The organism is Streptomyces sp. NPDC003720 (assembly GCF_042875075.1).
In the GTDB taxonomy this organism is placed as follows: Bacteria; Actinomycetota; Actinomycetes; order Streptomycetales; family Streptomycetaceae; genus Streptomyces.
On sequence record NZ_JBIANZ010000012.1, the window covers coordinates 34,539 to 60,221 of the forward strand.

Here is a 25,683-nt window from a genome sequence, read left to right on the forward strand (position 1 = left end):
GCTCAGGAGCGGTGTCGGGCCAGTGCTCCGCCGCCGGTGGCGATGCTGCCTACCGGGGTGGGGGCGGGGAACGGGGCTGTGTCCTGGTGGCAGGTGGTGCCGGGTGGGGGGAGGGTGCCGTCGATCAGGTAGCGGCTCTCGTATCGGGCGACGCATGCGCTGGGGTTGATCAGCGCGGTGTGGCCGTAGCCGTCGAGGGTGAGCAGCCGGGCGTCGGCCAGTTCGTCGGCCAGGGCGCGCGCGCCCGCGTAGGGGGTGGCGGGGTCGTGGCGGGTGCCGACCAGCAGCAGCGGGGCCGTCGGGCGGTTCCAGGGGCCGCTGTAGCGGTCGGCCGCGACGGCGGGCCAGGCGAAGCAGCCGACGGCGGCCCAGGTCCAGACGCGTCCGGCGTCGCCCGCCCGGGCGGCCGCCCGCTCCTCCAGCGCGGGATAGGCGCCGGGGGTGCGCGGGTTGGGGCTCTCGCCGCAGAGCACCGCGGCGGCCTGCTCGTCGCCGAGGTACGGATCGGGGTGCGGGACCGGCGGCGCGGCCGGGCGCTGCGCCTGCTCCGGGGCGCGGCCCTGCCAGAGGCGCTGGAGGGCGCGGGCGACGTCGGTCCATCCGGGGTCGACGACGTAGAGGCCGCTCACCACCTGCGCGGCGGTGCGGCCGTAGGTCCAGTCGCCCACGGGGTGCGTGCGCAGCCGACGCATCAGTTCGTCGAACTTCTCCCGGGTGGCCCGGGCGTCGCCCGCCGAGAAGGCGCAGCGGGCGGTGGTGGTGCTGCCGCACAGGGTGAGGAACCGTTCCAGCACCTCCGCCGCGCTGCGGTCCGAACCGAGCCGCAGGAACGTCGTGAGCGGGGCGTCGCCGAGGGCGCCGTCCGCGTACGCCCGTGCGTCCACGTTGCTGTCGAGGGTCATGGCGCGGACCCTGCCGGGGAAGAGGTTGGCGTAGGTGGCGCCCAGGAACGTGCCGTAGGAGATGCCGAAGTAGGTCAGCCGCGGGTCGCCCACCGCCTGCCGCAGCAGGTCCAGGTCACGGGCGGAGTCGGCGGTGGACACGTGGCGCAGCAGTTCGGGGTCGCGGCGCTCGCAGCGCCGGGCCAGGTCGCGGTAGGCGGCGAAGGTGTCCGCCTGCTGCTTCGCGCCCACCGGGATGCCGGCCGGTTTGGTCCCCGTCCACGCGGTGGCCTCCTGAGGGGTGGCGAAGCAGTCGACGGCGGTGCTGCTGCCGATGCCGCGCGGGTCCCAGCTCACGATGTCGAACCGCTCCCGCACCTCGCGCGGGAAGAACGGGTAGAGCTGCGGCATCTGCACGGTGCCGGGGCCGCCGGGTCCGCCCGGGTTGAAGAACAGGGTGCCGACGCGCCGGCCGGGGCCGGTGGCCCGGTGCCGGACGACGGCCAGGCCGACGGTGCGGCCGCCGGGGTCGTCGTGGTCCAGCGGCACCGTCGCGGTCGCGCAGTCGAACGGGCCGCCGGGAACGCAGGGGCGCCAGTCCAGGCGCGGTACGGGCGCCGTGGGGGCCGGCGATCCGCCCGCCGTCGCGTGGTCCGTTCCGGTCAGGATGGTCGAACAGGCCATCATCACCGTGACGGCCGCGGTCCAGCACCCGCGCCCCGATATGACCCCGGCCTTGCCCATGCCGCTCTCCCTTCGCGGCCGGGCGTCCGGTGCCGCCCACGCGGCGGACTCCGGGCGCCGGCGGCCGTCCGGACCACGACATCGCGGGGCACGGGTGTGGGCCAGCCGGACGCGTCCGAATGGCGGAACCCGGAGCCGTGAGGCGAGGGAGGCGCGGGCTACTTCGCGTGGCGCACGGCGTAGATCATGACGAACGCCACGAAGTGGATGCCGAAGAGGAAGTAGGCGAGGAAGTACCAGACCTGGCGTTCGTTCCTCGTCTCCTCGGCCAGCCGGCGCTTCTCCAGCGAGTCCTGGTCGGGCATCACGACTCCCGGTGCACCTTGGTGTTGGAGGCCTGGGCGCGCGGGCGCAGCACGAGGAGGTCGACGTTGACGTGGCTGGGGCGGGTGACCGCCCAGGCGATCGTCTCCGCCACGTCGTCGGCGGTGAGGGGTTCGGCCACGCCCTCGTAGACCTTCGCGGCCCGGTCGGCGTCGCCGCCGAAGCGGGTCAGGGCGAACTCCTCCGTCTTCACCATGCCGGGCGCGATCTCCACGACGCGGACCGGCTTGCCGACGATCTCCAGGCGGAGGGTCTCGGCGAGGACGTGGGCGCCGTGCTTGGCGGCGACGTAGCCCGCGCCGCCCTCGTAGGTGCCGTGGCCGGCGGTGGAGGAGACGACGACCACCACTCCGTCGCCGCTCGCCTCCAGCCTGGGCAGCAGCGCCTGGGTGACGTTGAGGGTGCCGATGACGTTGGTCTCGTACATCGTGCGCCAGTCGGCCGGGTCGCCGCTGGCCACCGGGTCGGCGCCGAGGGCGCCGCCGGCGTTGTTGACCAGCACGCCGATCGTCCGGAAGGCCGAGGCGAACTCGTCGACGGCCGCGCGGTCGGTGACGTCGAGCTGGTAGGCGGCCGCCGAGTGGCCGGCCGTGTTCAGCTCCTCGGCCAGCGCCTCGATGCGGTCCTTGCGCCGGGCGGTGAGGACGACGCGGTAGCCGGCCCGGGCGAGCTGCCGGGCCGTGGCGGCGCCGATGCCGCTGCTCGCACCGGTGACGACGGCGATGCGGGAGGCGGCGGACGGGGCTGCGGTGGCCATGGGCTGCTCCTGGGACTGCGTCGGGTCGGTTCGGTCCAGCCTAAGTGAGCCCTCAGGCGCCGTTCCGGGGCGCCCACATGATGACCGCCATGCCGGCCAGGCAGATCAGGGCGCCGGTGATGTCCCAGCGGTCGGGGCGGTAGCCGTCGGCGACGACGCCCCACAGCAGGGAGCCGGCCACGAAGATCCCGCCGTAGGCGGCGAGGATGCGGCCGAAGTGGGCGTCGGGCTGGAAGGTGGCGACGAACCCGTAGGCGCCGAGGGCGAGGACCCCGCCGGTGATCCAGAGCCAGCCGCGGTGTTCGCGGACCCCCTGCCAGACCAGCCAGGCGCCGCCGATCTCGAAGAGGGCGGCGACGACGAAGAGGGCGGCGGAGCGGAGGACCGGCATGCGGGCAGCTTCGCACGCGGGCGCGGTGTCACCTGTTGGAGGGCGCCTGCCGGACGGATTGGCGTGGCATACATCCGTACGGCGGACACGGACGGCGAGCGCGAGGTGGGACGGCATGCGGACGAGGTCGTGGGTGCTGGGTGCGTGCGGCGCCCTGCTGGTGGCCGGGGGCGGGGCCGGGCCGGCCGGGGCGGTTCCGGTGCCCGAGGCCGATCTGGCGCTGCACGGGAGCGCGGTCATGACCGGGGACCGGGTGGAGGTCGCCCTCACCCCGCGCAACGACGGGCCCGCCGCGGCGCCCGACGCGAGCGTGCTGCTGCGCTGGTCGGTGCCGCTGGCGGAGGTACAGCGGCTGCCCCAGGGGTGTGCGCGAACGGACGAGCGGACGGTGGTGTGCGGGATCGGCGCGCTGGCGCCGGACGCGGTGGGGGAGCGGCTCACGGTGGCGGTGCTGCTCAAGGAGCACCCGACCGAGGTGACGCTGGAGGTGGACACCGCCTGGCTCGGCGGCGCCGTCGACCGGGACCGCACGAACGACCGGCTGAAGGTGCTGGTCCTCGACACCGGGGACGCGTACGCCTTCTGATCCCGGGGGCGCGTACGCCTTCTGATCCCGGGGAGGCGTACGCCTTGTGACGCCCGAGGAGGCGTACGCCCGGGGACGCGTACGCCCTCCGGCATTGGGGGGGCGTCCGTCCTTCGGCGTCGGCGAGGCGTTCGCCCGCCGGGCGTCCGGGGCCGTGGTCGTACGATCACTGCACGACGCGGACGAAGGGGAGTGCGGCATGGCCGGGAAGGGGACGGGGCGGTCCGGGCTGCTGGCGGAGCTGTCCGTGGTGTCCCGGCGGTACATGGCGTCCTACGCCCTGTTCAACCAGGCCGTGGCCGACCGGATCGGGCTGCACCCGACCGATCTGCAGTGCCTGAACCTGCTCACGCTCGAGGAGGCGCCGGTCACCACGGGCCGGGTGGCGGAGCTGACCGGGCTGACCACGGGGTCGGCGACGCGGCTGGTGGACCGCCTGGAGCGGGCGGGCTACGTCGTGCGGCGGCGGGACGAGGTGGACCGGCGGCGGGTCCTGGTGGCGACCGTGCCGGAGCGGATCGCCGAGTTCGGGCGGCTGTGGGACTCACTGGCCGGTGACTGGTTCTCCCTCTTCGACGAGCTGGACGACACCGAGCTCGCGGTGATCGTGCGGCACATGGAGCGCACCGTGGACTTCGGCCGTGAGCAGGTCGCCCGGCTGCGCGCGCGGCGCGGCTGAGCCGGCCGGGCGGCCGCGGGGGCGGGGGAATAGCGGCGGGCCGGGGACCGTTCCACGGCTATAGTTGAACGGTCAACAACCTGGAGGGTGGCCATGCAGTTCGGGATCTTCACCGTCGGCGACGTCACGCCGGACCCCACCACGGGGCGGACGCCGACCGAGCGCGAGCGGATCAAGGCCATGGTCGCCATCGCGCTCAAGGCCGAGGAGGTCGGCCTCGACGTCTTCGCCACCGGCGAGCACCACAACCCGCCCTTCGTGCCGTCGTCCCCGACGACGATGCTCGGCTACATAGCCGCGCGGACCGAGCGGCTCGTCCTCTCCACCTCCACCACCCTGATCACCACCAACGACCCGGTGAAGATCGCGGAGGACTTCGCGATGCTCCAGCACCTGGCCGACGGGCGCGTGGACCTGATGATGGGGCGCGGCAACACCGGACCGGTGTACCCGTGGTTCGGCAAGGACATCCGGCAGGGCATCGACCTCGCCATCGAGAACTACGCCCTGCTGCACCGGCTCTGGCGCCAGGACGTCGTCGACTGGGAGGGCAAGTTCCGCACCCCGCTGCAGGGCTTCACCTCCACGCCGCGGCCCCTGGACGGCGTGGCGCCGTTCGTCTGGCACGGCTCGATCCGCTCGCCTGAGATCGCCGAGCAGGCGGCCTACTACGGCGACGGCTTCTTCCACAACAACATCTTCTGGCCCGCGGACCACACCAAGCGGATGGTCGAGCTGTACCGCAAGCGGTACGCCCACTACGGGCACGGCACCCCCGAGCAGGCGATCGTCGGCCTCGGCGGCCAGGTGTTCATGCGCCGCAACTCGCAGGAGGCGGTGCGGGAGTTCCGGCCGTACTTCGACAACGCGCCGGTGTACGGGCACGGCCCGTCGCTGGAGGACTTCACCGAGCAGACCCCGCTGACGGTGGGCTCGCCGCAGCAGGTGATCGAGAAGACGCTGTCGTTTCGCGAGTACGCCGGTGACTACCAGCGCCAGCTCTTCCTGATGGACCACGCGGGACTGCCGCTGAAGACGGTCCTGGAGCAGCTCGACATGCTGGGCGAGGAGGTCGTGCCCGTGCTGCGCGAGGAGTTCGCGAAGGGGCGCCCGGCGGACGTGCCCGAGGCGCCGACCCACCAGTCCCTGCTGACCGCGAAGGAGGCGGCAACGGTATGAGCGATCACCTGAAGCTCGTCGTCGTGTCGGCGGGACTGGGCGTGCCCTCCTCCACCCGGCTGCTGGCCGACCGGCTGGCCGCCGCGGTGGACCGGCGGAGGCCGGTGGACGTCCAGGTCGTCGAGGTGCGGGACCTCGCGGTCGAGATCGCGCACAACTTCACCAACGGGTTCGCCGGCAAGGCCCTGGCCGCCGCCCAAGAGGCGGTGGCGGGGGCCGACGGGCTGATCGTCGTCACGCCGGTGTTCAGCGCCTCGTACAGCGGGCTGTTCAAGTCCTTCTTCGACGTGCTGGACAAGGACGCGCTGACCGGCAAGCCGGTGCTGATCGCCGCCACCGGGGGCACCGGCCGGCACTCCCTGGTGCTGGAGCACGCGCTGCGGCCGCTGTTCGCGTACCTGCGGGCCGTGGTGGCACCCACCGGCGTCTACGCCGCCTCGGAGGACTGGGGGGCCGAGGGGCTGGCCGAGCGGATCGAGCGGGCGGCGGGGGAGCTGGCCGGGCTCATGGCGGGCCTGTCCGCCGCCGGGACGGCGTCCGTGGCCGCGCCGCGGGTCGTGCCGTTCGAGGAACAGCTCGCGCGGCTCGGCGCCGCCGGCGCCTGACGCGGCCCGCCGCTGTGACGGTGAGAGCGCGGTAAAAAGGGTGATCGTCGGCCTGCGGGCCCGGCGGAACCGCCCGGGGCCTTGGCAGACTGGGGGCGTGCCCCAGACTGTGCTGCTCGCCGAAGACGACCGTGCCATCCGTCATGCCCTCGAGCGTGCCCTGACGCTCGAGGGCTACGAGGTGACGGCCGTCGCCGACGGGGTCGAGGCGCTGGCCCAGGCGCACCGGACCCCGCCGGACGTCCTGGTGCTGGACGTGATGATGCCGGGCATCGACGGGCTCCAGGTCTGCCGGGTGCTGCGGGCCGAGGGCGACAGCACCCCGATCCTCATGCTCACCGCCCTGGTGGAGACCGCCGACCGCATCGCCGGCCTGGACGCCGGCGCCGACGACTACGTGGTGAAGCCCTTCGACGTGGAGGAGGTCTTCGCCCGGCTGCGGGCGCTGCTGCGCCGCACCAGCCCGGTGCCGGCGGGCGGGGCCGGCGCGCCGCCCGCCGGTGACGGCGGCCGGGACGCGCAGGCCTCCGACCGGCAGGTGGGCGCCGCGAACATCCGGATGGACCTGCAGGCCCGCCGCGCCTGGCGGGGCGGCCGCGAGCTGGAGCTGACCCGCACCGAGTTCGAGCTGCTGGAACTGCTGGTCCGCAACGCCGGGATCGTGCTCGACCACTCCACGATCTACGACCGGATCTGGGGCTACGACTTCGGCCCCGGCTCCAAGAACCTCGCCGTCTACGTCGGCTACCTGCGCCGCAAGCTGGACGAGCCCGGCGCCCCGCAGCTGATCCACACCGTGCGGGGCGTGGGTTACGTGCTGCGGGAGGACTAGTGGGGCGCGGCCGGCGGCCCGGCGCCGGGCCCCGGCCCCGGCTGGTCTCACTGCGGACCACCTTCGCGGTGTCCTTCGCGGCCGTCACCGCCGCCGTGACCATCCTCGTCGGCATCCTGTCCTACAGCTCCGCCGCCCGGCTGGTCCGGGTCGACCAGCAGTCGGTGTTCACGCAGGTGGTGTCCGACGTGCGGGACGAGGTGCGGCAGCACGAGATGGTCCCCGAGGACTTCTCCTCCTCCCGGCCCGGCCACGACCTGGTCCGGCCGGCCCGCACCGATGTGCAGGTGCTGGGCGCGCGGGGCGAGATCGTCGACCACGGCAGCCCGGTGCTGCCGGTCACCGCCCGGGACCGGACCGTGTCCGGGGCGCGGACGGCCGGCCGGGTGGTCGAGCACAAGGACGTCCGGGTCGGCGAGGACCTGTTCCGCATCGCCACGGTCTCGCTCGGCGACGGCAAGGGCGCGGTGCAGGTCGCCCAGGAGTTCAGCGACACCGAGGACCTGCTGCGGGCGCTGCAGCAGCGGACGCTGATCCTGATGTCGGCGGTCGTGGTCGCCGCGGGCCTGTTCGGCTGGTGGCTGGCCCGCCGGATCACCCGGCGCCTGATCATCCTCACCTCCGCCGCCGAGGACGTGGCCCGCACCCGCCGGCTGGGCATCCAGGTGCCCGTGACCGGACTGGACGAGGTGGGCCGGCTCGGCCGCGCCTTCGACCGCATGCTGGGCCGCCTCGCCCAGTCCGAGGAGGACCAGCGGCGGCTGGTCCAGGACGCGGGGCACGAGCTGCGGACGCCGCTCACCTCGCTGCGCACGAACATCTCGCTGCTGCGCAGGATCGACGAGCTGCCGCCCGACAGCCGGGAGGAGCTGGTCGCCGACCTCACCCAGGAGGCCCGGGAGCTGACCGACCTGGTCAACGAGCTGGTGGACCTCGCGGCCGGGCAGTCCGACAGCGAGCCGCCGCAGCAGGTGGACCTCGCCGACATCGCCGAGGACGTGCTGGGGCTGGCCAAGCGCCGTACCGGCCGGGAGATCGTGCTGCGCGCGAGCGGTGACACGCGCACCGACGGGCGGCCCGGGATGCTCCAGCGGGCGCTGTCCAACCTGGTCGAGAACGCGGCCAAGTTCGACCGGGGCGGCCAGGAGCCGATCGAGATCGCCGTGACCGGTCCGGCGCGCCCGGGAACGGTCCGGGTCGAGGTGCTCGACCGGGGGCCCGGCATCGCCGAGGGTGACCTCATCCGCATCTTCGACCGCTTCTACCGGGCCGCCGACGCGCGCTCCCTGCCGGGCTCGGGCCTGGGCCTGTCCATCGTCCGCGAGGTCGCCATGGCCCACGGCGGGGCGCCCTTCGCCTACCGGCGGGAGGGCGGCGGAGCGGTCATCGGGTTCACCGTCGGGGGCGGGATCGTGGCCGACGGGAGCGCCTGAGGTGCCCTGGGCGCGGGGGACGCCGGTCGCGCACGGAGCGCGAGTGCGTGTGCCTGCGTGAGGTGAACGGGGTGGTCCGGGCGTCGGTGCCCACCGCGCTGCGGGCGGCGGGGATGCGGTGAGCGCGGCGTACGCCCGGCCCGCTGCCGGGGGCGCGCGATAGGTTGCCGGCCATGCCCCGACTCCCGTACGCGGCCTGGCCGCCCGCTCCGATCAGGACCGAGCGGCTCGTGCTCCGCACGCCCGAGGCCCGGGACCGTCCGGCGTTCGTCGAGCTGTTCGCGTCGCCGGAGGTGGGCGCCTTCACCGGCGGCGCGCAGCCGGGTGACGAGCTGGAGCGCCGGATGCCCGAGACGCCCCAGCGGCGCCCCGGCCGCTTCGTGGTCGAGCTCGACGGAGCGATGATCGGCATGGTCGAGCTCAAACCGCACGACGCGGGTTCGGCCCACGCCCGTCCGGACGTCGGGGAGACCGAGATGGGCTACCTGTTCCTGCCGCGGGCCTGGGGACGCGGGTACGCCGCCGAGGCGTGCGCGGCGGCGCTCGGCTGGTTCGCCGGCGTGCTTCCCGGCACGCCGGTGGTGGTCGCCACCCAGACCGCCAACGACCGCTCGATGCGCCTCGCGGCGAGGCTCGGGTTCACCGAGGTGCAGCGGTTCGAGGAGTGGGGGGCCGAGCAGTGGCTGGGCGTGTGGTCCCCGGACGTGGGGCCGGCCGGCGCTACGACCGGCCCCTGAGCACCGGCAGGGTCAGGAAGCCCTCCGCGCGGGCGCTGGCCAGGCCGATACGGGGGATGTCGCTGCTCTTGGCGAACAGCAGGAAGCGGGGTTCCCACAGCGGGCGGTACTTGGCGTTGGCGCGGTAGAGGGACTCGATCTGCCACCAGCGGGAGAAGAAGGTGAGGACCGAGCGCCACAGGCGCAGCACCGGTCCGGCGCCGAGGCGTGAGCCGCGTTCGAAGACCGAGCGGAACATGGCGAAGTTCAGGGACACCCGCTGGACGCCCGACTCCTCGGCGCGCAGCAGCAGTTCCACCACCATGAACTCCATCAGGCCGTTCTCGCAGCCGCGGTCCCGGCGCATCAGGTCCAGCGACAGGCCGTGCTCGCCCCAGGGGACGAAGCTGAGCAGCGCCCGGGGGACGCCGTCCGCGTCCCGGCACTCCAGCATCACGCAGCGGCCGTCGCCGGGGTCGCCGAGCCGGCCCAGGGCCATGGAGAAGCCGCGCTCGGTGGCGCCGTCGCGCCAGTGGTCGGCGCGGTCGACGAGGAGGGCCATCTCGTCCTCGGGGATGTCCTCGTGGCGGCGGACGCGGACGGTGTAACCGGCCCGGCGGACCCGCTTGTGGGCCTGGCGGACCGCCCGCATGGCGCGGCCCTCCAGGGTGAAGTCGGCCAGCTCGACGATCGCCTCGTCACCCAGTTCGAGGGCGTCCATGCCGTGCCGCGAGTAGACGGTGCCGGCGTCCTCGCTCGCGCCCATGACGGCCGGCGTCCAGGCGTGCCGGCGGGCCTCGGCGAGCCAGGCGTCGATGGCGCCGGGCCAGGCCTCGGGGTCGCCGATGGGGTCGCCGGAGGCGAGGCTGACCCCGCCGACGACGCGGTAGGTGACGGCCGCCTTGCCGCTCGGCGAGAAGATGGCCGCCTTGTCCCGGCGCAGCGCGAAGTAGCCGAGGGAGTCGCGCTCGCCGTGGCCGGCGAGCAGTGCGCGCAGCCGCCGCTCGTCCTCCTCGCCGAGCAGGCACGCCCCGCGCGGGGCGCGGAAGCAGGCGTAGAGGACGAGGAGGAAGGTCGCCGCCATCAGCACGTTGACGGTCATGTCCGCCCAGCGGGGGGCGTCCACGGTGTCCACGCGGTCGGCGAGCGGGCCGACGCTGATGCCGCGCAGCAGGGTGTAGGAGATCTCCTCCTTGAGGGTGGCGCCGGGGATCCGGTTCGTCTCGCGCACCAGCAGCGTGCCCAGCGTGGCGCTGACCAGGGCGCCGCCGGCGCCGACGGCGAGGGCGAGGCGCGGGTTGGAGCGGTCGCCGATGGCGTCGAACTCGCGCCGGCCGAGCAGCAGGGCGGCCACGAACAGGCCGGTCAGGGCGGCGGAGAGCCAGTTGAAGAGGTGCTCGCGGTAGGGGGCGCGGGTGAGCGCGAGGACGTAGAGGCCGAAGAGCGGTCCGGCCAGGAGCAGGTTGAAGACCCAGGCGGCTCGTTTGCGGCGGCGCATCACCACGGCGAGGAAGAGGGCGAGGAACGCTGAGACCAGGCCGGCGGTGGCCAGGTAGGGCGTGAAGAACGACCCGACGTTGTGCTCGTGCACCTCCTCGCGGAAGGGCAGGGAGAGCACCGCGAGGATGTTGAGCGCGGCCTGCAGCCGCAGGTACCAGACGGTGGCCGCCGCCGCGCGCCTGCGCAGCAGGCCGTCGCCGGCCGGCGGGGTGGGCGCGCCGGGGCGGGGCGCGTGCTGGGCGGGAGCCGGTGGGGAGACCAGGCTCGGCTGTCGTGCGGGCATGGTGACGGGCACCTTGGGGGAGGGGACGGGGCGAGCCCGACCCTACAGCTCGTAGGGTAACGCGAGTGCAAAGGTGCGCACATGCGGTGCACAGGTTCTCATCCGGACTTGTCCACCCCGCGCCGGGCCACCGCCAGCGTCCAGGCCAGGTTGCCCACCGCGGCCCCGGCCGCCACCGCGGCGACGATCACCCCGCCGGTGGCCAGGCCGTCGCTGAACAGGTGCGGACGCCGGTCGAGGCTGTGCAGGCCGAAACCGCACAGCTCGTAGACGCCGACGGCGGCGACCACGAGGCTGACGACCAGCACCGTCAGCGTCGGGGCGAGTCGGTGTACGGCGATCCGCGCGGCCGGGACCGGCTCCGTGTGTGTGTCCCGCATGGTGTCCCCCCGATGAACAGACGTGTGACCGTGGACGCTCGGGCATCCACGATATGGCCGGGAACGCCGCCACCGTCGCACCAGGCGTGCCGGCCCCGTCCCGTCGGTGCGGGTCCGGGCGGGGTGCGGGCGGTGTCAGTAGCGCACCGCCGCGTTGACGGTCGCGTGCACGTCGCCGGTCAGCTTGCGGTGGCTCTGCGCGGTGGCGTCGCCGGTGGCGCCGGCCGCCACGTCCTTGACCGTCACCACGGTGACGTCCAGCAGATTGCCGTGCGCGTCGGCGAAGTTGACCTGGACGGCGAAGGACTTGGCCGAGGACGCCGTGTTCCTGGCGCTCACCTTGACGGTGGCCTTGCCGTCGCTTCCCGTCGCCGTGGTGCCGAGCGTGACGTCGTCCTTCGCCTTCACCCCGTTCTTGACCCCGTCGAGCTTCTGCTTGGCCTCCGCCGAGGCCGAGGCCAGCGCGTCGCCGCCCTTGGAGGCGAGCGAGGAGGCCGCCGAGGCCGCCTTGCTGGCGGCGCCGGACGTGTCGCCGCCGGTGTCGGAGCAGCCCGCCGCCGCGGCCGCGACGGCCCCGGCGAGGACCAAGCCCGCCGCTCCCCTTGTCCATCTGCCGGTCATGGCCGCCTCCAGAGGATTCCCGAAACGGGCTGTCCTCCCAGTGAAGGGGCCGTCGTCGCGGACTGCATCCCGAACGGGGCCCCGAGGCCCGGGCCGCAGGCGACGTTGGGAGTGCGGGGCCCGCGGGCGGATGCTGCAATGGCTGGAGGGAGGGGGCGCTGCCGGGCACGGGTCCGTGAGCGCGACATCCCCGGCCGACACGGGAGGAACGGTGCCGTGACGCCGCCGCCGGACACGTCCGCCGCCCCCGCCGCCGGCACCCAGCCGGAAGAGGCCGACCGGCTGCGCGAGTTGCTGCGTTCCCGCCCGTACCAGAAGGCGCTGGTGCTGTCGGCCGCCGTCGGCGTCCCGGTCTCGCTGGCCGCCTTCTTCTTCCTCGCCGGACTCCACGAACTCGAACACCTGCTGTGGGCCGAGCTGCCCGCCGGGTTCGGCTGGAGCGTCCCCCCGTGGTGGTGGCCGCTGCCCCTGCTGACGGTCGCCGGACTGGTCGTCGGCCTCGTCGTCACTCGTCTGCCGGGCGCCGGCGGACACATCCCCGCCGGCGGCCTGCACACGGCGGGGATGGCACCGGCCGCCCTTCCCGGGGTGATCCTCGCGGCCGCGGCGAGCCTGCCGCTCGGCGCCACCCTCGGCCCCGAGGCCCCGCTGATCGCGCTCGGCGGCGGCCTCGCGCTGTGGTTCCGGAACCTGGCCCGGGCCCCGGGCACCCCGCAGAGCACGGCCCTGCTCGGCGCGGCCGGCGCCGCCGCCGCCCTGGCCACGATCTTCGGCAACCCGCTGATCGCCGCCGTCATCCTGATCGAGGTGGCCGGGGTGGGCGGCCCGCAGCTCTTCGCGGTCATGCTGCCCGCGCTGCTCTCCAGCGGGATCGGGTCGCTGGTGTTCACCGGTTTCGGCCGCTGGACCGGCTTCGCCACCGGCTCCCTCTCGGTGAAGGTGGGCGTCCCCTTCCCCCGGCTCGACGCGGGGGACGTGATCTGGTCGGTGCTGATGGCCGTCGCCGTGGCCGTCGCCGTCCACCTGACGCTGTCCACCGGCAGGCGGGCCGCGGCCTTCGTCGCAGCGGGCCGGCCGGTCGTCCACACCACGCTGTGCGCCCTCGCCGCCGGCGTGTGCGCCGCCGTGTACGCGCTGACCGTGCACCGGTCCCCGGGCGACGTGGCCTCGTCCGGTCAGGCCGTCCTGGCCCGGCTGGCCGCCGACCCGTACGCCTGGGGCGTCGGCGCCCTGGCCGCCGTGCTGCTGTGCAAGGGCCTCGCCTACGCGCTGTGCCTGGGCAGCCTGCGCGGCGGGCCCATCTTCCCCTCGCTGTTCCTCGGCGCGGCGGCGGGCGTCCTGCTCGCCCCGCTGCCCGGCCTCGGCGTCGTGCCCGGCATGGCGGCGGGCATGGCGGCCGCGTCGGCGGCCGCGCTGCGGCTGCCGGTCAGCAGCGTGCTCCTGGTCGTCCTGGTGCTCGGCAGCGTCGCGATGATCCCCGTGGTGATCCTCGCCGCCGTCGTCGCCTTCGTGACCGTCGAGTTGCTGCCGCCCGGCCGCCCCGTGCCTCCGGTGGGCAGGCCGGCCGGTCCGCCCGCCGCCCGGCCCGCCGCCACCTGGGACGACGGCGCGGAGCACGGCGCCGGGCCGAAGCGGAGGACCACGCGATGACCTCGGAGGAACCGGCCGCCCCCGCGCCCCCGGCGACCCCGGGCACCCTGACCGACGAGGCCTTCCGGGACCTGTACCGCTCCCTGCGGCAGCAGGCCGCAGAGGCGGCGGGGCGGGGCCGGGGCGCGCTGGACCGGCTCACCCCCGAGCGGGTGGCGGCGGCCGCCGCCGGGGTGCGGTCCGGACGCACCGTGTCGCTGGCCGCGCCCGTCGAGACCGCGACCGCCCCGGACAGCCCCGAGCCCGCCACCCACCGGATGACCGCGCCGGGCCGGCGGGAGCGCGACGAACCCGGACTGCACTTCGCCCGCGACCGGTTCGCCATGAACGTGCACGGCGACGTCGACAGCCACCTCGACGCGCTGTGCCACGTGATCTTCGACGGGGAGCTGTACGGCGGCGTCCCGGCGAGCACCGTGACCCCGGACGGCGCCGGGGCGCTCACCCTGGACCTGGTGCGCGACGGCCTGGTCGGCCGCGGTGTCCTGCTGGACATCCCGCGCCTGCGCGGCGTGCCGTGGCTGGAGCCGGGCGAACAGGTCACGGCCGAGGACCTGGCCGCGGCCGAGGCCGCCCAGGCGGTGCGGGCCGGGCCGGGCGACGTGCTGCTGGTCCGGGTCGGTCACCGGCTGCGCCGCCGCGACCTCGGCGCCTGGGACGTGACCCGGGCCAGGGCGGGACTGCACCCGCGGGCCATGCGCTTCCTGGCCGAGCGGCAGGTGTCCGTCCTGGGCTCGGACGGCAACAGCGACGCGGCGCCCAGCGCGGTGGCCTCGGTCCCCTTCCCCGTGCACGTCCTCGCCGTCAACGCCATGGGGCTGCACCTGCTCGACTGGCTCGACCTGGAGGAACTGGCCACGGCGTGCGAGGAGAGGGGCCGCCGGGACTTCCTGTGCGTGGTCGCCCCGCTCCGGCTCCCCGCGGCCACCGGTTCACCGGTGAACCCGATCGCCGTGCTCTGACCGGACGGCCGGCGCGCGTCCGCTCCGGGTGCCGCCTTCCCTCCTGGCGCGTACGTTCGAAGAGGCGGAGCCCGCAACGGCCGCGGACCGGAAGACGAGGACGGTGTTGCCGTGGACGGCCAGAACTCCTACGACGTCATCGTCATCGGCACCGGTGCCGGCGGCGGCACGATCGCCCACCGGCTCGCCCCCTCGGGCAAACGCGTGCTGATCCTCGAACGCGGCGACTACCTGCGGCGCGAGCGCGACAACTGGGACTCCACGGCCGTCTTCGTCAAGGCCAAGTACCGGGCCCCGGAGTTCTGGCTCGACCGGCACGGCGACGAGTTCCCGCCCGAGGTCAACTACTACGTCGGCGGCAACACCAAGTTCTACGGCGCCGCCCTGTTCCGGCTGCGCACGGAGGACTTCGGCGAGCTGCGCCACCACGACGGCGTCTCGCCCGCCTGGCCCCTCGGTTACGACGACCTGGAGCCGTACTACACCCAGGCCGAGCACCTCTATCTGGTGCACGGCCGGCACGGCGAGGACCCCTTCGAAGGGCCGAGCAGCGCCCAGTACGCCTACCCGCCGGTCGAACACGAGCCGCGCATCGAGCAGTTGAGCCACGATCTGGAGAAGCAGGGGCTGCACCCCTTCCACCTGCCGATCGGGGTGAACCTCACCCAGGACGAGTACGGCCGCGCCACGCACGGCAGCGCCTGCATCCGCTGCGACCGGGTGGACGGCTTCCCCTGCCTGGTGCGCGGCAAGTCCGACGCCCAGGTGGTCTGTGTGGAGCCGGCCCTCGCCCACCCCAACGTCGCGCTGGTCACCAACGCCCGGGTGACCAGGCTCGAGACGAGCCCCGACGGGCGCAGCGTCACCACCGTCGTCGCCCGGCTGCCCGGCGAGGAGGAGGCCCGGTTCTCGGCCGACGTGGTGGTCGTGGCCTGCGGGGCCGTCAACTCCGCCGCCCTGCTGCTCGCCTCGGCGAACGACCGGCACCCGCGCGGCCTGGCGAACAGCTCGGACGTGGTCGGCCGGTACTACATGCGCCACAACAACCTGGCCCTGATGGCGATCTCCAAGGAGCCCAACGACACCCGGTTCCAGAAGACCCTCGCGCTGCACGACTGGTACCTGGGCGCGGACGACTTCGAGTTCCCGCTGGGCGGGATCCAGATGCTCGGCAAGTCGGACGCCGAGCAGATCCACGGTCAGGCCCCGCGCTGGGCCGGGGCGGTGTCCCCGGACATGCCCTTCGAGGTGCTGGCCCACCACGCCGTCGACTTCTGGCTGTGCGGCGAGGACCTCCCGCAGCCGGACAACCGGGTCACCCTGGAGAGCGACGGCCAAATCCGGCTCACCCTCGACGAGTCCAACAACGTGGCCGGCCTGAAGCACCTGCGGCACAAGCTGCAGCACATGCTCGGCCGGCTCGGTATGCACGAGCACAAGCTGCTGTCCCGCAGCATCTACCTGCACAAGGGCATGCCGATCGGGGCCACCGCCCACCAGGCGGGCACGGTGCGCTTCGGCACCGACCCGGCGTCCTCGGCGCTGGACCTGAACTGCAGGGCCCACGACCTGGACAACCTGTACGTCGTCGACACGAGCTTCTTCCCGAGCATCGGTGCCGTCAACCCGTCCCTGACGGCCATGGCGAACGCCCTCCGGGTGGGCGACCACCTGCTGGAGCGGCTGGGCTGACCCACCCGAACCCGCCGGCCGGGTCGGGCGTCCGACCGGGCGAAGATCCTCGGCCGCGCAGCGCAACGCGGTCCGTCCCGGCGTGCCGGCCGGGCGCACCGGTGCTTGGCTGGCGGGGAATCCCCGGGCTCACGGCCCGGCCGGTCCGGGCACGCAGGCAAGGAGCAGGGCATCGTGAGTTCCACCGAGGGCGCACCGCGGGGTGTGATCCCCGCATATCTGCTGAAGGGCCAGAAGGCGCTGGTCACCGGCGCGAACTCCGGGATCGGCAGGGCGACGGCCGTCGCCATGGGCCGGGCCGGGGCCGACGTCGTGGTGAACTACGTGGCCGGCCGCGAGGAGGCCGAGCAGGTGGTGGAGGAGATCACCGCCTTCGGGGTCAAGGCCGCCGCGTACGAGGCGGACGTCTCCAAGGAGGACCAGGTCGTCGCCATGGTCGACCGGATGGTCCAGGAGTTCGGCACGATCGACATCCTGGTCGCCAACGCGGGCCTGCAACGGGACGCCCACCTCACCGACATGACCCTCGCCCAGTGGCAGAAGGTCCTCGACGTCAACCTCACCGGGCAGTTCCTCTGCGCCCGCGAGGCGACCAGGGAGTTCCTGCGCCGCGGCGTGGTCCCGGAGGTGTCCCGGGCGGCCGGGAAGATCATCTGCATGAGCTCCGTGCACCAGCTCATCCCCTGGTCCGGGCACGTGAACTACGCCTCCTCCAAGGGCGGCGTGCAGATGATGATGGCGACCCTCGCGCAGGAGCTGGCCCCGAAGAAGATCCGGGTGAACGCGGTCGCCCCGGGCGCCATCAAGACCCCCATCAACCGCGGCGCCTGGGAGACCCCGGAGGCCGAGCAGGACCTCCTGCGGCTGATCCCCTACAACCGGGTCGGCGACCCCGAGGACATCGCCAACGCCGTCGTGGGCCTCGCCTCCGACCTCATGGACTACGTCGTCGGGACCACGCTGTACGTCGACGGCGGTATGACCCTGTTCCCGGGCTTCGCCACCGGCGGCTGACCCGCACCACCCGCGTCGGCTTCCGGAAAGGCGCGCATGCACACGGTCCTGTCCCTGGCGGACGTGCCCCCGCAGACCCTCCCGGCCCGCTCGATGATGGCCTTCACCCTGGCCTCCCACATCATCCTGGTGCCGTTGGGCGTCGCACTCCCGCTGATCACGCTCATCATGCACGGCTACGGACTGCGCCGGAACGACGAGACCGCGCTGCTGCTGGCCCGGCGCTGGTCGGCCGCCATGGCCGTCCAGTTCGCCATCGGCGTCGTCACCGGCACCGTGCTGTCCTTCGAGTTCGGGCTGCTCTGGCCGGGCATGCTCGGCCGGTGGGGCGACGTCTTCGGCATCGGGTTCGGCGTCGAGGCCTGGGCCTTCTTCCTGGAGGCCGTGCTCATCGCCGTCTACCTGTACGGCTGGCGCAGGCTGCCCTCCCGCACCCACTTCCTGCTCGGGCTGCCGCTGCCCTTCGTGGCCCTGCTCGGCGCCTTCGGCATCCTGGCCGCCAACTCCTGGATGAACACCCCGCGCGGCTTCACCCTCGACGCGGCCGGAAACCCCGTGGACGTGAGCCTCTGGAAGGCCGTCTTCACGCCCATGTTCGGGCCGCAGTACTGGCACTTCGTCGTCGCGATGTTCGTGACGGCCGGCTACGTGGTGGCCGGCGTCTACGCGACCGGCTGGCTGCGCGGCCGCCGGGACCGCTACCACCGGCTCGGCTTCACGATCCCCTTCACGGTCGCCGCCGTCTTCACGCCGGTGCAGTTCGTGCTCGGCGACTCCATCGCCCGGCAGGTCTTCCACAAGCAGCCGGTGAAGTTCGCCGCCATGGAGATCGTCTGGAAAACCGACACGCACCAGGCGGAGTACCTCTACGGCCGGCTGCGCCCCGACGGCAGCGTCGCCGGCGGCATCCGCATCCCCCAGCTCGACTCGATCCTCGCCGGCTTCCGGCCGGACACGAAGGTCACCGGTCTCACCTCGGTGCCGGCCGCCGACCGGCCGACCCCCGCCGAGGCGACGATCGCCCACTTCGCCTTCGACACCATGGTCTTCATCGGCTCGCTGCTGATCCTGCTCGCCCTCTGGTACGCCCTCGTGTGGCTGCGCCGCCGCCGGCTGCCGGCCTCCCCGTGGTTCTACCGCGTCGCCGCGTGCGCCGGCGTGGCCTCCGTGGTCGCCGTCGAGTGCGGCTGGATCACCACCGAGGTGGGCCGCCAGCCGTGGATCGTGTACCAGAACATGCGCGTCGCCGAGGCGGTGACGTCGACCCGCGCCGGCGCCCTGTGGCTGATGTTCGCCCTGGTGATCGTCGTGTACGTCTTCGTCTTCGGATCGTTCCTGGTGGTCCTGCTGAAGATGCGCTCCCGCTGGCGGAAGCCGGACACCGCCGGCGGGCCGCCGCCCCCGACGCCGGAGACCGACACGCCGTACGGGCCGCGCTCCGCCGGGAGGTTCCTGTGATCGCCGGGGTCATCGCCGTCGTCCTGCTGCTCGGCGTGGCGGCCTACGCCTGCGGCGGCGGCACCGACTACGGCGCCGGGTTCTGGGACCTGACGGCGGGCGGAGCCGAGCGCGGCGAGCGTCCGCGGCGGCTGATCGACCACGCGATGGCCCCCGTCTGGGAGGTCAACAACGTCTGGCTGATCTTCGTGCTGGTCATCATGTGGACGGGGTTCCCCGCCTTCTTCCAGCGGGTGTTCGTCTCGATGTGGCTGCCGCTGGCGCTGGCCGCCCTGGGGACCGTGCTGCGCGGCGCCGGTTTCGCCCTGCGCAAGCCGGTCCGCAGGCTGGCCGGACGGCGCCTGTACGGGGCCATGTTCGCCGTCGCCTCGCTCCTGACGCCGTTCTTCCTCGGCGCCGCCGCCGGGGGCGTCGCCTCGGGCCGGGTGACCTCGACGACCACCGCGTCGACGGACGCCTGGGCCAACCCCACCTCGCTGCTGTTCGGGCTGCTCGCCATCGCGGCCACGGCGTCGCTCGGCGCCGTCTTCCTCGCCGCCGACGCCCGGCGCTTCGCCGCGCCGGACCTGGACGGCTACTTCCGGCGGCGGGCACTGGGCGCGCTGGCCGCCCTCGCCGTGCTCGCCGTGATCACCCTCGTCGTCACGCACGGGGACGCCCCGCACGTGTGGCACGGGCTCACGCACGGCGTCGGGCTGTTCTTCGTCGTCGTCGCGGCGGTGTGCACCGCGGCCACCGGCCTTCTGCTGACCCGCCCGTCCGGGGCCTGGTCGCGGGTGACCGCGGTCGCCGCGGTCGCCTCGGCCGTGCTCGCCTGGGGCATGGCGCAACGTCCCTACCTCGTACCGACCTCGCTGACCGTCGCCGAGGGCGCGGGCGCGCACACCACGCTGCGCTGGCTGGGCCTCGTCATCCTCGTCGCCCTGGTGCTCGTGGTCCCCGCGGTCGCCCTGCTGTACTGGCTGGACACCCACGGCGAGCTGGAGGGCCTCACCGAGGCGGACCTACGGAGCGCCGGCACCGGTGACGAGGCCTGATCCGGTGGCCGGTTCGCAACCGGGGGCGCGCGCCGGGTGAGCGAGGACGACATCCTGCTGGGCTTCGGGCTGACCGTGGCCCTGGCCGTCGGATGCCAGATCCTCGCGAGCCGGCTGCGGATCCCGGCCCTGATCCTGCTGCTGCCCGCCGGGTTCGCCGCCGGCGCCCTCACCGACGACGTCCGCCCCGACCTGCTGCTGGGCCCGGCGTTCTCCCCGCTCGTGTCCCTGTCCGTGGCGATCATCCTGTACGACGCCGGGCTGGGCCTCGACCTGCGCCATCTCAAGGGCGCCACCCGCTCCGTCGTCGTCCGGCTGATGGTGCTCGGCGTGGCGCTCACCTGGGGGACCGTGGTGGGCACGGCGCCCGCCCTGTTCGGGGTGCCGGTGGCCGTGGCCAGCATGATCGGGGTCATCCTCGTGGTGTCCGGGCCGACCGTCGTGGGGCCCCTGCTGGAGCACGTCCGGCCCTCGGACGGGGTGCGCCGCGTCCTGATGTGGGAGGGCTCGCTGATCGACCCCGTCGGCGGCATCCTCGGCGCGGTCGTCTTCCACTCCATCGTCTCCGGCGGGCTGCGCAGCGGGCACTTCCGCTTCGGAGCGTTCTTCGCGGGCATCACCCTCGGACTCGTCGGCGGGGCGGTCGGCGCCGCGCTGCTCTGGTTCGCCCTCCGGCGGCTCCGGCTGGGCGAGACGCTGGGCACCCTGGCCCAGCTCGCCACCGTCGTCGCGGTGGCCGCGGGCTGCGACATGGCCTACGACGACACCGGCCTCATCGCCGCGATCGTCATCGGGCTGACCGTCGCGAACCTGCCCGGACTCGACATGCCCGCACGCCGGCCGTTCTTCGAGACGCTCGTGCAGCTCATCATCGGCCTGCTGTTCGTCTCCATCTCGGCCACCGTGACGCCGAAGTCCGTCGTCCCGGTGCTGCTGCCCACGCTCGGGCTGGTCGCCCTGCTCGTGCTCGTGGTCAGGCCGCTGGTCGCCCTGCTGTCCACCGTCCGCACGCGGCTCCGGGCGGGCGAGCGGGCCTTCGTCGGCTGGATGGCGCCGCGCGGCATCGTGGCCGCGTCCACCGCCACCACCTTCTCCGCCTCGCTCACGGCCGCGGGACTGCGCGGCGCCGGGAAGATCCTCCCCGTCACCTTCCTGGTGATCGTGGGAACCGTCCTGGTCTACGCGGTCACGGCGAAGCCCTTCGCCCGCGGGCTCGGCGTCAGCCGTCCGGCGCGGGCCCGCCCGCTGCTGGTGGGCGGCGATCCGTGGGTCGTCGACCTCGCCCGGGCGCTGCGCGCCGCCGGCGCCGACGTGCTGATGTGGGCGGGCGGCGCCGACGAGCGCGAGCGGATCGAGGCGGCGGGGCTCGAACTGGTCGCCGGGGAGCTGATGGCCACGGCCACCGACCCGCGGGCCCGGCTGGAGGGCATCACCTCGGTCTACCTGCTCACGGCCGACGACGACTTCAACGCCCTCGCCGCCATCGTCATGGAGGACAGCGTCGACGGCCCGGTCCACCGGCTCGGGCCGCCGCCCGGCGGCGAGGGCGTGGTCGCCCCCTACACGGCCGGCCGCACCCTCTTCGGCGGACGGCTGGTCCGGCACACCGTGGCCGACCGCCACGAGCGGGGCGCCCGCTTCCACGTCCAGCCGGCGTCCGCGCCCCGGCCGCCCGGGTCCGACGCCCTGTTCGTCGTGCGGCGCGGCGGCGCACTGGAACCCGTCACCGGGGCGGCGCCGCTCGCCGGCACGGCGCCGGACGACACCCTCGTGCTGCTCGGCCCCGTGCCGCCGGCGGGCTGAACCCGGGCCCCGCTAGCGGGGCGTCAGGGCGTCGTTCAGGGTGAGCGCCGCGTCGATGAGCGCGAGATGGGTGAACGCCTGCGGAAAGTTTCCCAGTTGACGACCCGTCGGATCGATCTCCTCCGAGTACAGGCCCAGGTGGTTGGCGTACCCCATCATCTTCTCGAACACCAGCCGGGCCCGGGTGGTGCGTCCGGCCCGCGCCAGCGCGTCGACGTACATGAAGGTGCACAGCGAGAAGGTGCCCTCCGAACCGCGCAGGCCGTCCGGCGAGGCCTCGGGGTTGTAGCGGTAGACCAGGCTGTCGCTGACCAGTTCCTGCTCCATCGCGTCGAGCGCCGACGTCCACAGCGGGTCCTCGGGGGTGATGAACCCGACCGTGGACATGCGCAGCAGTGAGGAGTCGAGCACGTCGCTGCCGTAGTGCTGCACGAAGGCCCGGCGCTTCCCGCTCCACCCCCGGCTCATGACCTGCTCGTAGATCGCGTCGCGTTCGCTGCTCCAGCGGGCGGTCGGGCCCGGCCGGCCGTGCGACTGGGCGAGCCGCAGCGCGCGGTCGAACGCCACCCACGACATGACCCGGCCGTAGGTGAAGTTCTGGCGTCCGCCCCGGGTCTCCCACAGGCCCTCTCCGGCCTGGTCCCAGTGGTCGACCAGCCACTCGAGGTTGGTCAGCAGCGAGGTCCAGCCCTGGTGCCCCAGCCTGATCCCGTGCCGGTGCGCGAAATAGATGCTGTCCAGCGCCTCGCCGTAGATGTCGAGCTGGAGCTGGGTCGCGGCGCCGTTGCCGATCCGCACCGGGGCGGAGCCGGCGTAGCCCTCCCAGTGCTCCAGCAGTTCCTCCTTCAGGTCGGAGGACCCGTCGACCCGGTACATGATGTTGAGCGGACCCGAGTCCCCGTCGCTGCCCGCCCGTTCCCGCACCCGGTCGCCCAGCCAGTTGATGAACGCCCTCGCCTCCTCGGTGAACCCCAGCCCCAGCAGGGCGTACACGGAGAAGGAGGCGTCACGGATCCAGGTGAACCGGTAGTCCCAGTTGCGCTCGCCGCCCAGTTGCTCGGGGAGCGCCGTGGTCGGGGCGGCCACCAGGGCGCCGCTCGGGGCGTACGTCATGAGCTTCAGGGTGATCGCCGAGCGTTCCACCGTCTCCCGCCAGCGCCCCGAGTACTGGGACTGGCCGAGCCAGGTGCGCCAGTACCTGATGGTCTCGTCGAACAGCTCCTGGTACTGCGCGAGCCGGAGCTGCCGGGGCGGTCCGTCTGCGGCCGACTCCAGCATCAGACCGCGCTGCTGGCCCGCCGCCAGGCTGAGCGTGAAGTGCAGGTCGTTCCCCCGGTCCGTGAGGACGTCCACGAGCCGCTCGTCCTCCGGCTCGCGGATGGGGTGCACGGTGAGCACCGCGCCGTTCTCCGCCGCGAACAGGGCGCCGTGCTCGGTGATGTGCAGCCGGTGCGCCGTCCGGCCGTAGTCGAACCGGGGCGCGATCTCGACGTCGAACGTCATGGCGCCGCGTACGCAGCGCACCAGGCGGACCAGCCGGTGGCAGTCGGTGGCCGCCCTTCCGGTCACCGGCATGAAGTCCAGGACCTCGCCCGCGCCCGCCTCGGTCATGAAGCGGGTCACCAGGACCGCCGTGTCGGGGAGGTAGAGCTGCTTGGTCGCGTACATCGCGTGCGTCGGCCGCACCGTGCAGTGGCCGCCCCTGTCCTTGTCCAGCAGGGCGCCGAAGACGCTGGGCGAGTCGAACCGGGGGAGGCAGAGCCAGTCGACCGTTCCGTCCGTGGTGACCAGGGCCGCCGTCTGCAGATCGCCGAGCAGGCCGTGGTTCTCGATCAGGGGGTAGTCGTCCATCGGGGCACCCCTTCCGGCAAGCGATTCACCCGAACGGCCCCCCTCGGTCAGCCTAGGACGGACCGTCCGCGCCCGCGCTCCGGCCGGCGGGCCGCGCGGTGCGGAGGCGCGCGTCAGCGGTCCGGCCCGCACACGGAACGCAGCGCGGCCCGCACGACCTGGTCCGTGTCCCGGGACGCGTCGATGGTGACGCCCTGCTCGTCGGGGTGCAGCGGATCGAGGGTGGCGTACTGGCTGTCGAGCAGCGCCGGCGGCATGAAGTGCCCCTTGCGGTGCGCGATGCGGTCCGCGGCGACCGCTCGGTCGAGCGCCAGGTACACGAACCACAGGTCCGCTCCGGTGCGGCGGAACTGGTCGCGGTACGCGCGCTTGAGCGCGGAACAGGAGGCGACGCCCCCCTGCCCGCCGGACGCGGCGCGGATCCACTCCGTGAGCGCCGCCAGCCAGGGCCGCCGGTCGGCGTCGTCGAGGGGGTGTCCCGACGCCATCTTGGCGCGGTTGGCGGCCGGGTGGAGGTCGTCGCCCTCCAGGAACGGAACGCCGAGCCGCTGCGCGAGCCGTGCTCCGACGGTGGACTTGCCGGACGCGGACACGCCCATCACGACCACCACCCGCGATCCCCGGTCCGGTCCGGCCAACGGGGCCTCCTCGGGGGCGCGGTGCGGAACTGCCGGTACGTCACCACTATCGCCCGGCGCAGGACGGACTGCCCGCGTGCGGGGCCCTGCACGGCCGCCCAGCGGCCGGGGCCGCCGCACTCGCCAGGCGGGTCCGCCCGCTGCGGCGGATAGTGGTGGGGCGGGACCACCTTCCAGCCGGCTCTCCGTACACGCTCTCCGTACACACAGGAGGACCGATGCGTGTTTCACGTCCGCTGGCCGCGCTCGCCTGCGTCGCGACGGCCGGGGTGGGACTGGCCGCCTGCCAGGACCAGGCGTCCGGCACGATCACCGGGCACAACGGCGTCAGACCGGTGCAGTCCTTCACCAACCCGTCGATCGAGGGGTGCCACCGCTTCAGGGCGGACGTCACCCGCGTCGACAACTTCACCCAGAACAGCATCCTGCTGTTCAAGACGCCCGACTGCACCGCGCCGAAGGGCAAGGAGAGCATCTACCTGAACATGCAGGGCTCGGACGTGGTGGTGAGGGCCACCGGTCCGTGGCGCAGCTTCTCCTTCGCCCCCGAGTGACCCCGGGCGGCCCCGGGGCGCCGCGCTCACACGTCCCGTATCCCCTCGTCGTCCCGGAGCCTGCGCCAGATGTGGGTGCGGTGCAGCACGTACAGGGCGCCGCCCAGGACCGCCGCCTGCAGGGCCACGGCGAGCAGCCAGAACACGGCCCGGCTCTCCATCTCGTCCGTGAGGTAGCTGAAGTTCATCCCGAAGTAGCCGGTCAGGAACGTCAGCGGCAGGAAGATCGTGGAGACGATGGCCAGCCGGTTGATCACCCCGTTCTGCTCGCCCGAGACCAGCGAGGAGTAGCTGGCGAAGGCGCGGCGGGTGGCCTCCTGCAGGGACTGGATGTCGGTGAGCACCAGCCGGCCGGTGTGCTGGAACTCCCGGGCGAGGCGCTGGCGCTCCTCGGGGAAGTCCCGGTTGAGCATCCTGCGCATGATCAGCTCGTCCGTCGCCTGGAGGTAGGGCAGCAGGTAGTGGTGCAGGAGCGCGGCGCGCCGCCGCAGCCGCGCCAGGCGGTAGACCTGGTCGGGACGCCGGCGGTCGAACATCTCGTCCTCGAGGTCCTCCACCACCAGCAGGTCCGCCACCGCGGCCCGCCGGAACGTGTCCAGGGCCTCCTGCAGCAGCAGGAACAGCAGGGCCACGGTGTCGGGCGGGTTCTCCTCGGCGAGCCGGGAGAGGAGGGCCTCCAGCGTCCGGGCAGGCCCCCGGTGCAGGGTGACCAGGTGCCGCTCCGTCGCCATGACGTGGACGTGGATGACCCGGCCGCCCTGGACGACGGGGACCACGAAGCCGGCCCGGTCGCCGAGGAACTGGGCCCGCACCGGCTCCTCCGCCCTGCCGAACCAGGGCGGGCACTCGGACTCCAGGCCGAGCGCGCCGACGATCCCGGCCTCGTCGGGCTCCGGCTCGCCCGCGAGCTGGACGTCGACCAGCAGGAAGGAGGAGGCGGCCAGCAGTTCCCGTGCCTCCGCCGGGCCCGTACGCGTGGTGGCCCCTCCGGGCATCGACACCACCGATACGATCATCTGTCCTCACCGTGATCCCGGTTCCGTAGGTCCCACGGTGCGCACACTCGCCCGCCGCCGGCCGCGGACACACGCGGGTGCGGCGGCGGATACCCCG

The 25,683-nt window shown here is 73.7% G+C and carries 25 protein-coding genes; 15 read left to right on the top strand and 10 right to left on the bottom strand.

Annotated elements, in window-relative coordinates; genetic code table 11:
• Window positions 1-2: 2 nt before the first annotated feature.
• The 4 genes from ACFYU0_RS29995 to ACFYU0_RS30010 form a co-directional block, all read right to left on the bottom strand.
• Window positions 3-1,625, bottom strand: a complete 1,623-nt coding sequence (locus ACFYU0_RS29995) for an alpha/beta hydrolase (protein WP_389305205.1) — start codon at window positions 1,623-1,625, stop codon at window positions 3-5.
• A 158-nt stretch (window positions 1,626-1,783) separates the two neighbouring features.
• Window positions 1,784-1,930: a hypothetical protein gene (locus tag ACFYU0_RS30000; protein ID WP_351667546.1), complete on the bottom strand. Its 147-nt coding sequence runs from the start codon at window positions 1,928-1,930 to the stop codon at window positions 1,784-1,786.
• On the bottom strand, window positions 1,930-2,706 hold the full coding sequence (locus tag ACFYU0_RS30005; RefSeq protein ID WP_351667548.1) for an SDR family NAD(P)-dependent oxidoreductase: 777 nt from the start codon (window positions 2,704-2,706) through the stop codon (window positions 1,930-1,932). Before ACFYU0_RS30005 ends, ACFYU0_RS30000 begins: the two co-directional genes overlap by 1 nt.
• A gap of 52 nt (window positions 2,707-2,758) precedes the next feature.
• Complete coding sequence (locus tag ACFYU0_RS30010; protein WP_389305208.1) at window positions 2,759-3,097, bottom strand: YnfA family protein; 339 nt, start codon at window positions 3,095-3,097, stop codon at window positions 2,759-2,761.
• A gap of 115 nt (window positions 3,098-3,212) precedes the next feature.
• Here ACFYU0_RS30010 and ACFYU0_RS30015 point away from each other — a divergent pair, with 115 nt between their 5' ends.
• From ACFYU0_RS30015 to ACFYU0_RS30045, 7 genes are all read left to right on the top strand, one after another.
• Window positions 3,213-3,683 (top strand): hypothetical protein, encoded by a 471-nt coding sequence (locus ACFYU0_RS30015; RefSeq protein ID WP_351667552.1) that lies wholly within the window; start codon window positions 3,213-3,215, stop codon window positions 3,681-3,683.
• A 199-nt stretch (window positions 3,684-3,882) separates the two neighbouring features.
• Entirely contained in the window at window positions 3,883-4,362 is a 480-nt protein-coding gene (locus ACFYU0_RS30020; protein WP_351667554.1) for a MarR family transcriptional regulator, read from the top strand.
• Between the two features lie 93 nt (window positions 4,363-4,455).
• Window positions 4,456-5,541 carry an LLM class flavin-dependent oxidoreductase gene (locus tag ACFYU0_RS30025; RefSeq protein WP_389305211.1) on the top strand — a complete coding sequence of 362 codons (1,086 nt, stop codon included), beginning with the start codon at window positions 4,456-4,458 and terminating at the stop codon, window positions 5,539-5,541.
• 8 nt (window positions 5,542-5,549) lie between these two features.
• A complete protein-coding gene (locus ACFYU0_RS30030; protein WP_389305406.1) occupies window positions 5,550-6,146 on the top strand; it encodes a CE1759 family FMN reductase in 597 nt (198 codons plus the stop codon).
• A 97-nt stretch (window positions 6,147-6,243) separates the two neighbouring features.
• On the top strand, window positions 6,244-6,978 hold the full coding sequence (locus tag ACFYU0_RS30035; protein ID WP_351667560.1) for a response regulator transcription factor: 735 nt from the start codon (window positions 6,244-6,246) through the stop codon (window positions 6,976-6,978).
• Window positions 6,978-8,411, top strand: a complete 1,434-nt coding sequence (locus tag ACFYU0_RS30040) for a HAMP domain-containing sensor histidine kinase (RefSeq protein WP_351667562.1) — start codon at window positions 6,978-6,980, stop codon at window positions 8,409-8,411. Before ACFYU0_RS30035 ends, ACFYU0_RS30040 begins: the two co-directional genes overlap by 1 nt.
• A gap of 173 nt (window positions 8,412-8,584) precedes the next feature.
• Window positions 8,585-9,148, top strand: a complete 564-nt coding sequence (locus ACFYU0_RS30045; RefSeq protein WP_389305214.1) for a GNAT family N-acetyltransferase — start codon at window positions 8,585-8,587, stop codon at window positions 9,146-9,148.
• Here the strand turns inward: ACFYU0_RS30045 and ACFYU0_RS30050 are convergent.
• The 3 genes from ACFYU0_RS30050 to ACFYU0_RS30060 all read right to left on the bottom strand — a co-directional run bounded on the left by ACFYU0_RS30050 (window position 9,132) and on the right by ACFYU0_RS30060 (window position 11,911).
• On the bottom strand, window positions 9,132-10,910 hold the full coding sequence (locus tag ACFYU0_RS30050) for a phosphatidylglycerol lysyltransferase domain-containing protein (RefSeq protein WP_351667566.1): 1,779 nt from the start codon (window positions 10,908-10,910) through the stop codon (window positions 9,132-9,134). The two genes, ACFYU0_RS30045 and ACFYU0_RS30050, sit on opposite strands and share 17 nt — an antisense overlap.
• Before the next feature lie 98 nt (window positions 10,911-11,008).
• A complete protein-coding gene (locus ACFYU0_RS30055) occupies window positions 11,009-11,290 on the bottom strand; it encodes a hypothetical protein (RefSeq protein ID WP_351667568.1) in 282 nt (93 codons plus the stop codon).
• A gap of 135 nt (window positions 11,291-11,425) precedes the next feature.
• The gene (locus ACFYU0_RS30060; protein WP_351667570.1) at window positions 11,426-11,911 is read right to left on the bottom strand and encodes a hypothetical protein; all 486 of its coding nucleotides are present in this window, start codon (window positions 11,909-11,911) and stop codon (window positions 11,426-11,428) included.
• A gap of 216 nt (window positions 11,912-12,127) precedes the next feature.
• Between ACFYU0_RS30060 and ACFYU0_RS30065 the strand changes: the two genes are divergently transcribed.
• From ACFYU0_RS30065 to ACFYU0_RS30095, 7 genes are all read left to right on the top strand, one after another.
• Entirely contained in the window at window positions 12,128-13,561 is a 1,434-nt protein-coding gene (locus ACFYU0_RS30065; RefSeq protein ID WP_389305218.1) for a chloride channel protein, read from the top strand.
• The gene (locus ACFYU0_RS30070) at window positions 13,558-14,523 is read left to right on the top strand and encodes a cyclase family protein (protein WP_389305220.1); all 966 of its coding nucleotides are present in this window, start codon (window positions 13,558-13,560) and stop codon (window positions 14,521-14,523) included. Before ACFYU0_RS30065 ends, ACFYU0_RS30070 begins: the two co-directional genes overlap by 4 nt.
• 111 nt (window positions 14,524-14,634) lie before the next feature.
• Entirely contained in the window at window positions 14,635-16,215 is a 1,581-nt protein-coding gene (locus ACFYU0_RS30075; RefSeq protein WP_389305222.1) for a GMC oxidoreductase, read from the top strand.
• Between the two features lie 174 nt (window positions 16,216-16,389).
• Complete coding sequence (locus ACFYU0_RS30080; protein ID WP_389305224.1) at window positions 16,390-17,229, top strand: SDR family oxidoreductase; 840 nt, start codon at window positions 16,390-16,392, stop codon at window positions 17,227-17,229.
• Between the two features lie 36 nt (window positions 17,230-17,265).
• Window positions 17,266-18,687: a cytochrome ubiquinol oxidase subunit I gene (locus ACFYU0_RS30085; protein ID WP_389305226.1), complete on the top strand. Its 1,422-nt coding sequence runs from the start codon at window positions 17,266-17,268 to the stop codon at window positions 18,685-18,687.
• Window positions 18,684-19,724, top strand: a complete 1,041-nt coding sequence (locus ACFYU0_RS30090) for a cytochrome d ubiquinol oxidase subunit II (protein ID WP_389305228.1) — start codon at window positions 18,684-18,686, stop codon at window positions 19,722-19,724. The genes ACFYU0_RS30085 and ACFYU0_RS30090 overlap by 4 nt, the downstream gene beginning before the upstream one ends.
• Window positions 19,725-19,760: 36 nt before the next feature.
• Window positions 19,761-21,527 carry a cation:proton antiporter gene (locus tag ACFYU0_RS30095; protein WP_351667584.1) on the top strand — a complete coding sequence of 589 codons (1,767 nt, stop codon included), beginning with the start codon at window positions 19,761-19,763 and terminating at the stop codon, window positions 21,525-21,527.
• A gap of 12 nt (window positions 21,528-21,539) precedes the next feature.
• Here the strand turns inward: ACFYU0_RS30095 and ACFYU0_RS30100 are convergent, their stop codons facing one another.
• Together ACFYU0_RS30100 and ACFYU0_RS30105 are read right to left on the bottom strand one after the other, a co-directional pair.
• Entirely contained in the window at window positions 21,540-23,378 is a 1,839-nt protein-coding gene (locus tag ACFYU0_RS30100) for a glycoside hydrolase family 15 protein (RefSeq protein WP_389305230.1), read from the bottom strand.
• Between the two features lie 113 nt (window positions 23,379-23,491).
• Window positions 23,492-24,016, bottom strand: a complete 525-nt coding sequence (locus ACFYU0_RS30105) for a gluconokinase (RefSeq protein ID WP_351667588.1) — start codon at window positions 24,014-24,016, stop codon at window positions 23,492-23,494.
• Between the two features lie 218 nt (window positions 24,017-24,234).
• Between ACFYU0_RS30105 and ACFYU0_RS30110 the strand changes: the two genes are divergently transcribed.
• The gene (locus tag ACFYU0_RS30110; RefSeq protein ID WP_351667590.1) at window positions 24,235-24,570 is read left to right on the top strand and encodes a hypothetical protein; all 336 of its coding nucleotides are present in this window, start codon (window positions 24,235-24,237) and stop codon (window positions 24,568-24,570) included.
• 26 nt (window positions 24,571-24,596) lie between these two features.
• Here ACFYU0_RS30110 and ACFYU0_RS30115 read toward each other — a convergent pair whose 3' ends face one another.
• Complete coding sequence (locus ACFYU0_RS30115) at window positions 24,597-25,586, bottom strand: CorA family divalent cation transporter (protein WP_351667592.1); 990 nt, start codon at window positions 25,584-25,586, stop codon at window positions 24,597-24,599.
• Between the last annotated feature and the right edge of the window lie 97 nt (window positions 25,587-25,683).

Bases quoted from the DNA above. Each gene is read 5' to 3' on its own strand.
- ACFYU0_RS29995 (WP_389305205.1), bottom strand. From the start codon at position 1,625: ATGGGCAAGGCCGGGGTCATATCGGGGCGCGGGTGCTGGACCGCGGCC.
- ACFYU0_RS30000 (WP_351667546.1), bottom strand. From the start codon at position 1,930: ATGCCCGACCAGGACTCGCTGGAGAAGCGCCGGCTGGCCGAGGAGACG.
- ACFYU0_RS30005 (WP_351667548.1), bottom strand. From the start codon at position 2,706: ATGGCCACCGCAGCCCCGTCCGCCGCCTCCCGCATCGCCGTCGTCACC.
- ACFYU0_RS30010 (WP_389305208.1), bottom strand. From the start codon at position 3,097: ATGCCGGTCCTCCGCTCCGCCGCCCTCTTCGTCGTCGCCGCCCTCTTC.
- ACFYU0_RS30015 (WP_351667552.1), top strand. From the start codon at position 3,213: ATGCGGACGAGGTCGTGGGTGCTGGGTGCGTGCGGCGCCCTGCTGGTG.
- ACFYU0_RS30020 (WP_351667554.1), top strand. From the start codon at position 3,883: ATGGCCGGGAAGGGGACGGGGCGGTCCGGGCTGCTGGCGGAGCTGTCC.
- ACFYU0_RS30025 (WP_389305211.1), top strand. From the start codon at position 4,456: ATGCAGTTCGGGATCTTCACCGTCGGCGACGTCACGCCGGACCCCACC.
- ACFYU0_RS30045 (WP_389305214.1), top strand. From the start codon at position 8,585: ATGCCCCGACTCCCGTACGCGGCCTGGCCGCCCGCTCCGATCAGGACC.
- ACFYU0_RS30050 (WP_351667566.1), bottom strand. From the start codon at position 10,910: ATGCCCGCACGACAGCCGAGCCTGGTCTCCCCACCGGCTCCCGCCCAG.
- ACFYU0_RS30055 (WP_351667568.1), bottom strand. From the start codon at position 11,290: ATGCGGGACACACACACGGAGCCGGTCCCGGCCGCGCGGATCGCCGTA.
- ACFYU0_RS30060 (WP_351667570.1), bottom strand. From the start codon at position 11,911: ATGACCGGCAGATGGACAAGGGGAGCGGCGGGCTTGGTCCTCGCCGGG.
- ACFYU0_RS30070 (WP_389305220.1), top strand. From the start codon at position 13,558: ATGACCTCGGAGGAACCGGCCGCCCCCGCGCCCCCGGCGACCCCGGGC.
- ACFYU0_RS30085 (WP_389305226.1), top strand. From the start codon at position 17,266: ATGCACACGGTCCTGTCCCTGGCGGACGTGCCCCCGCAGACCCTCCCG.
- ACFYU0_RS30100 (WP_389305230.1), bottom strand. From the start codon at position 23,378: ATGGACGACTACCCCCTGATCGAGAACCACGGCCTGCTCGGCGATCTG.
- ACFYU0_RS30110 (WP_351667590.1), top strand. From the start codon at position 24,235: ATGCGTGTTTCACGTCCGCTGGCCGCGCTCGCCTGCGTCGCGACGGCC.
- ACFYU0_RS30115 (WP_351667592.1), bottom strand. From the start codon at position 25,586: ATGATCGTATCGGTGGTGTCGATGCCCGGAGGGGCCACCACGCGTACG.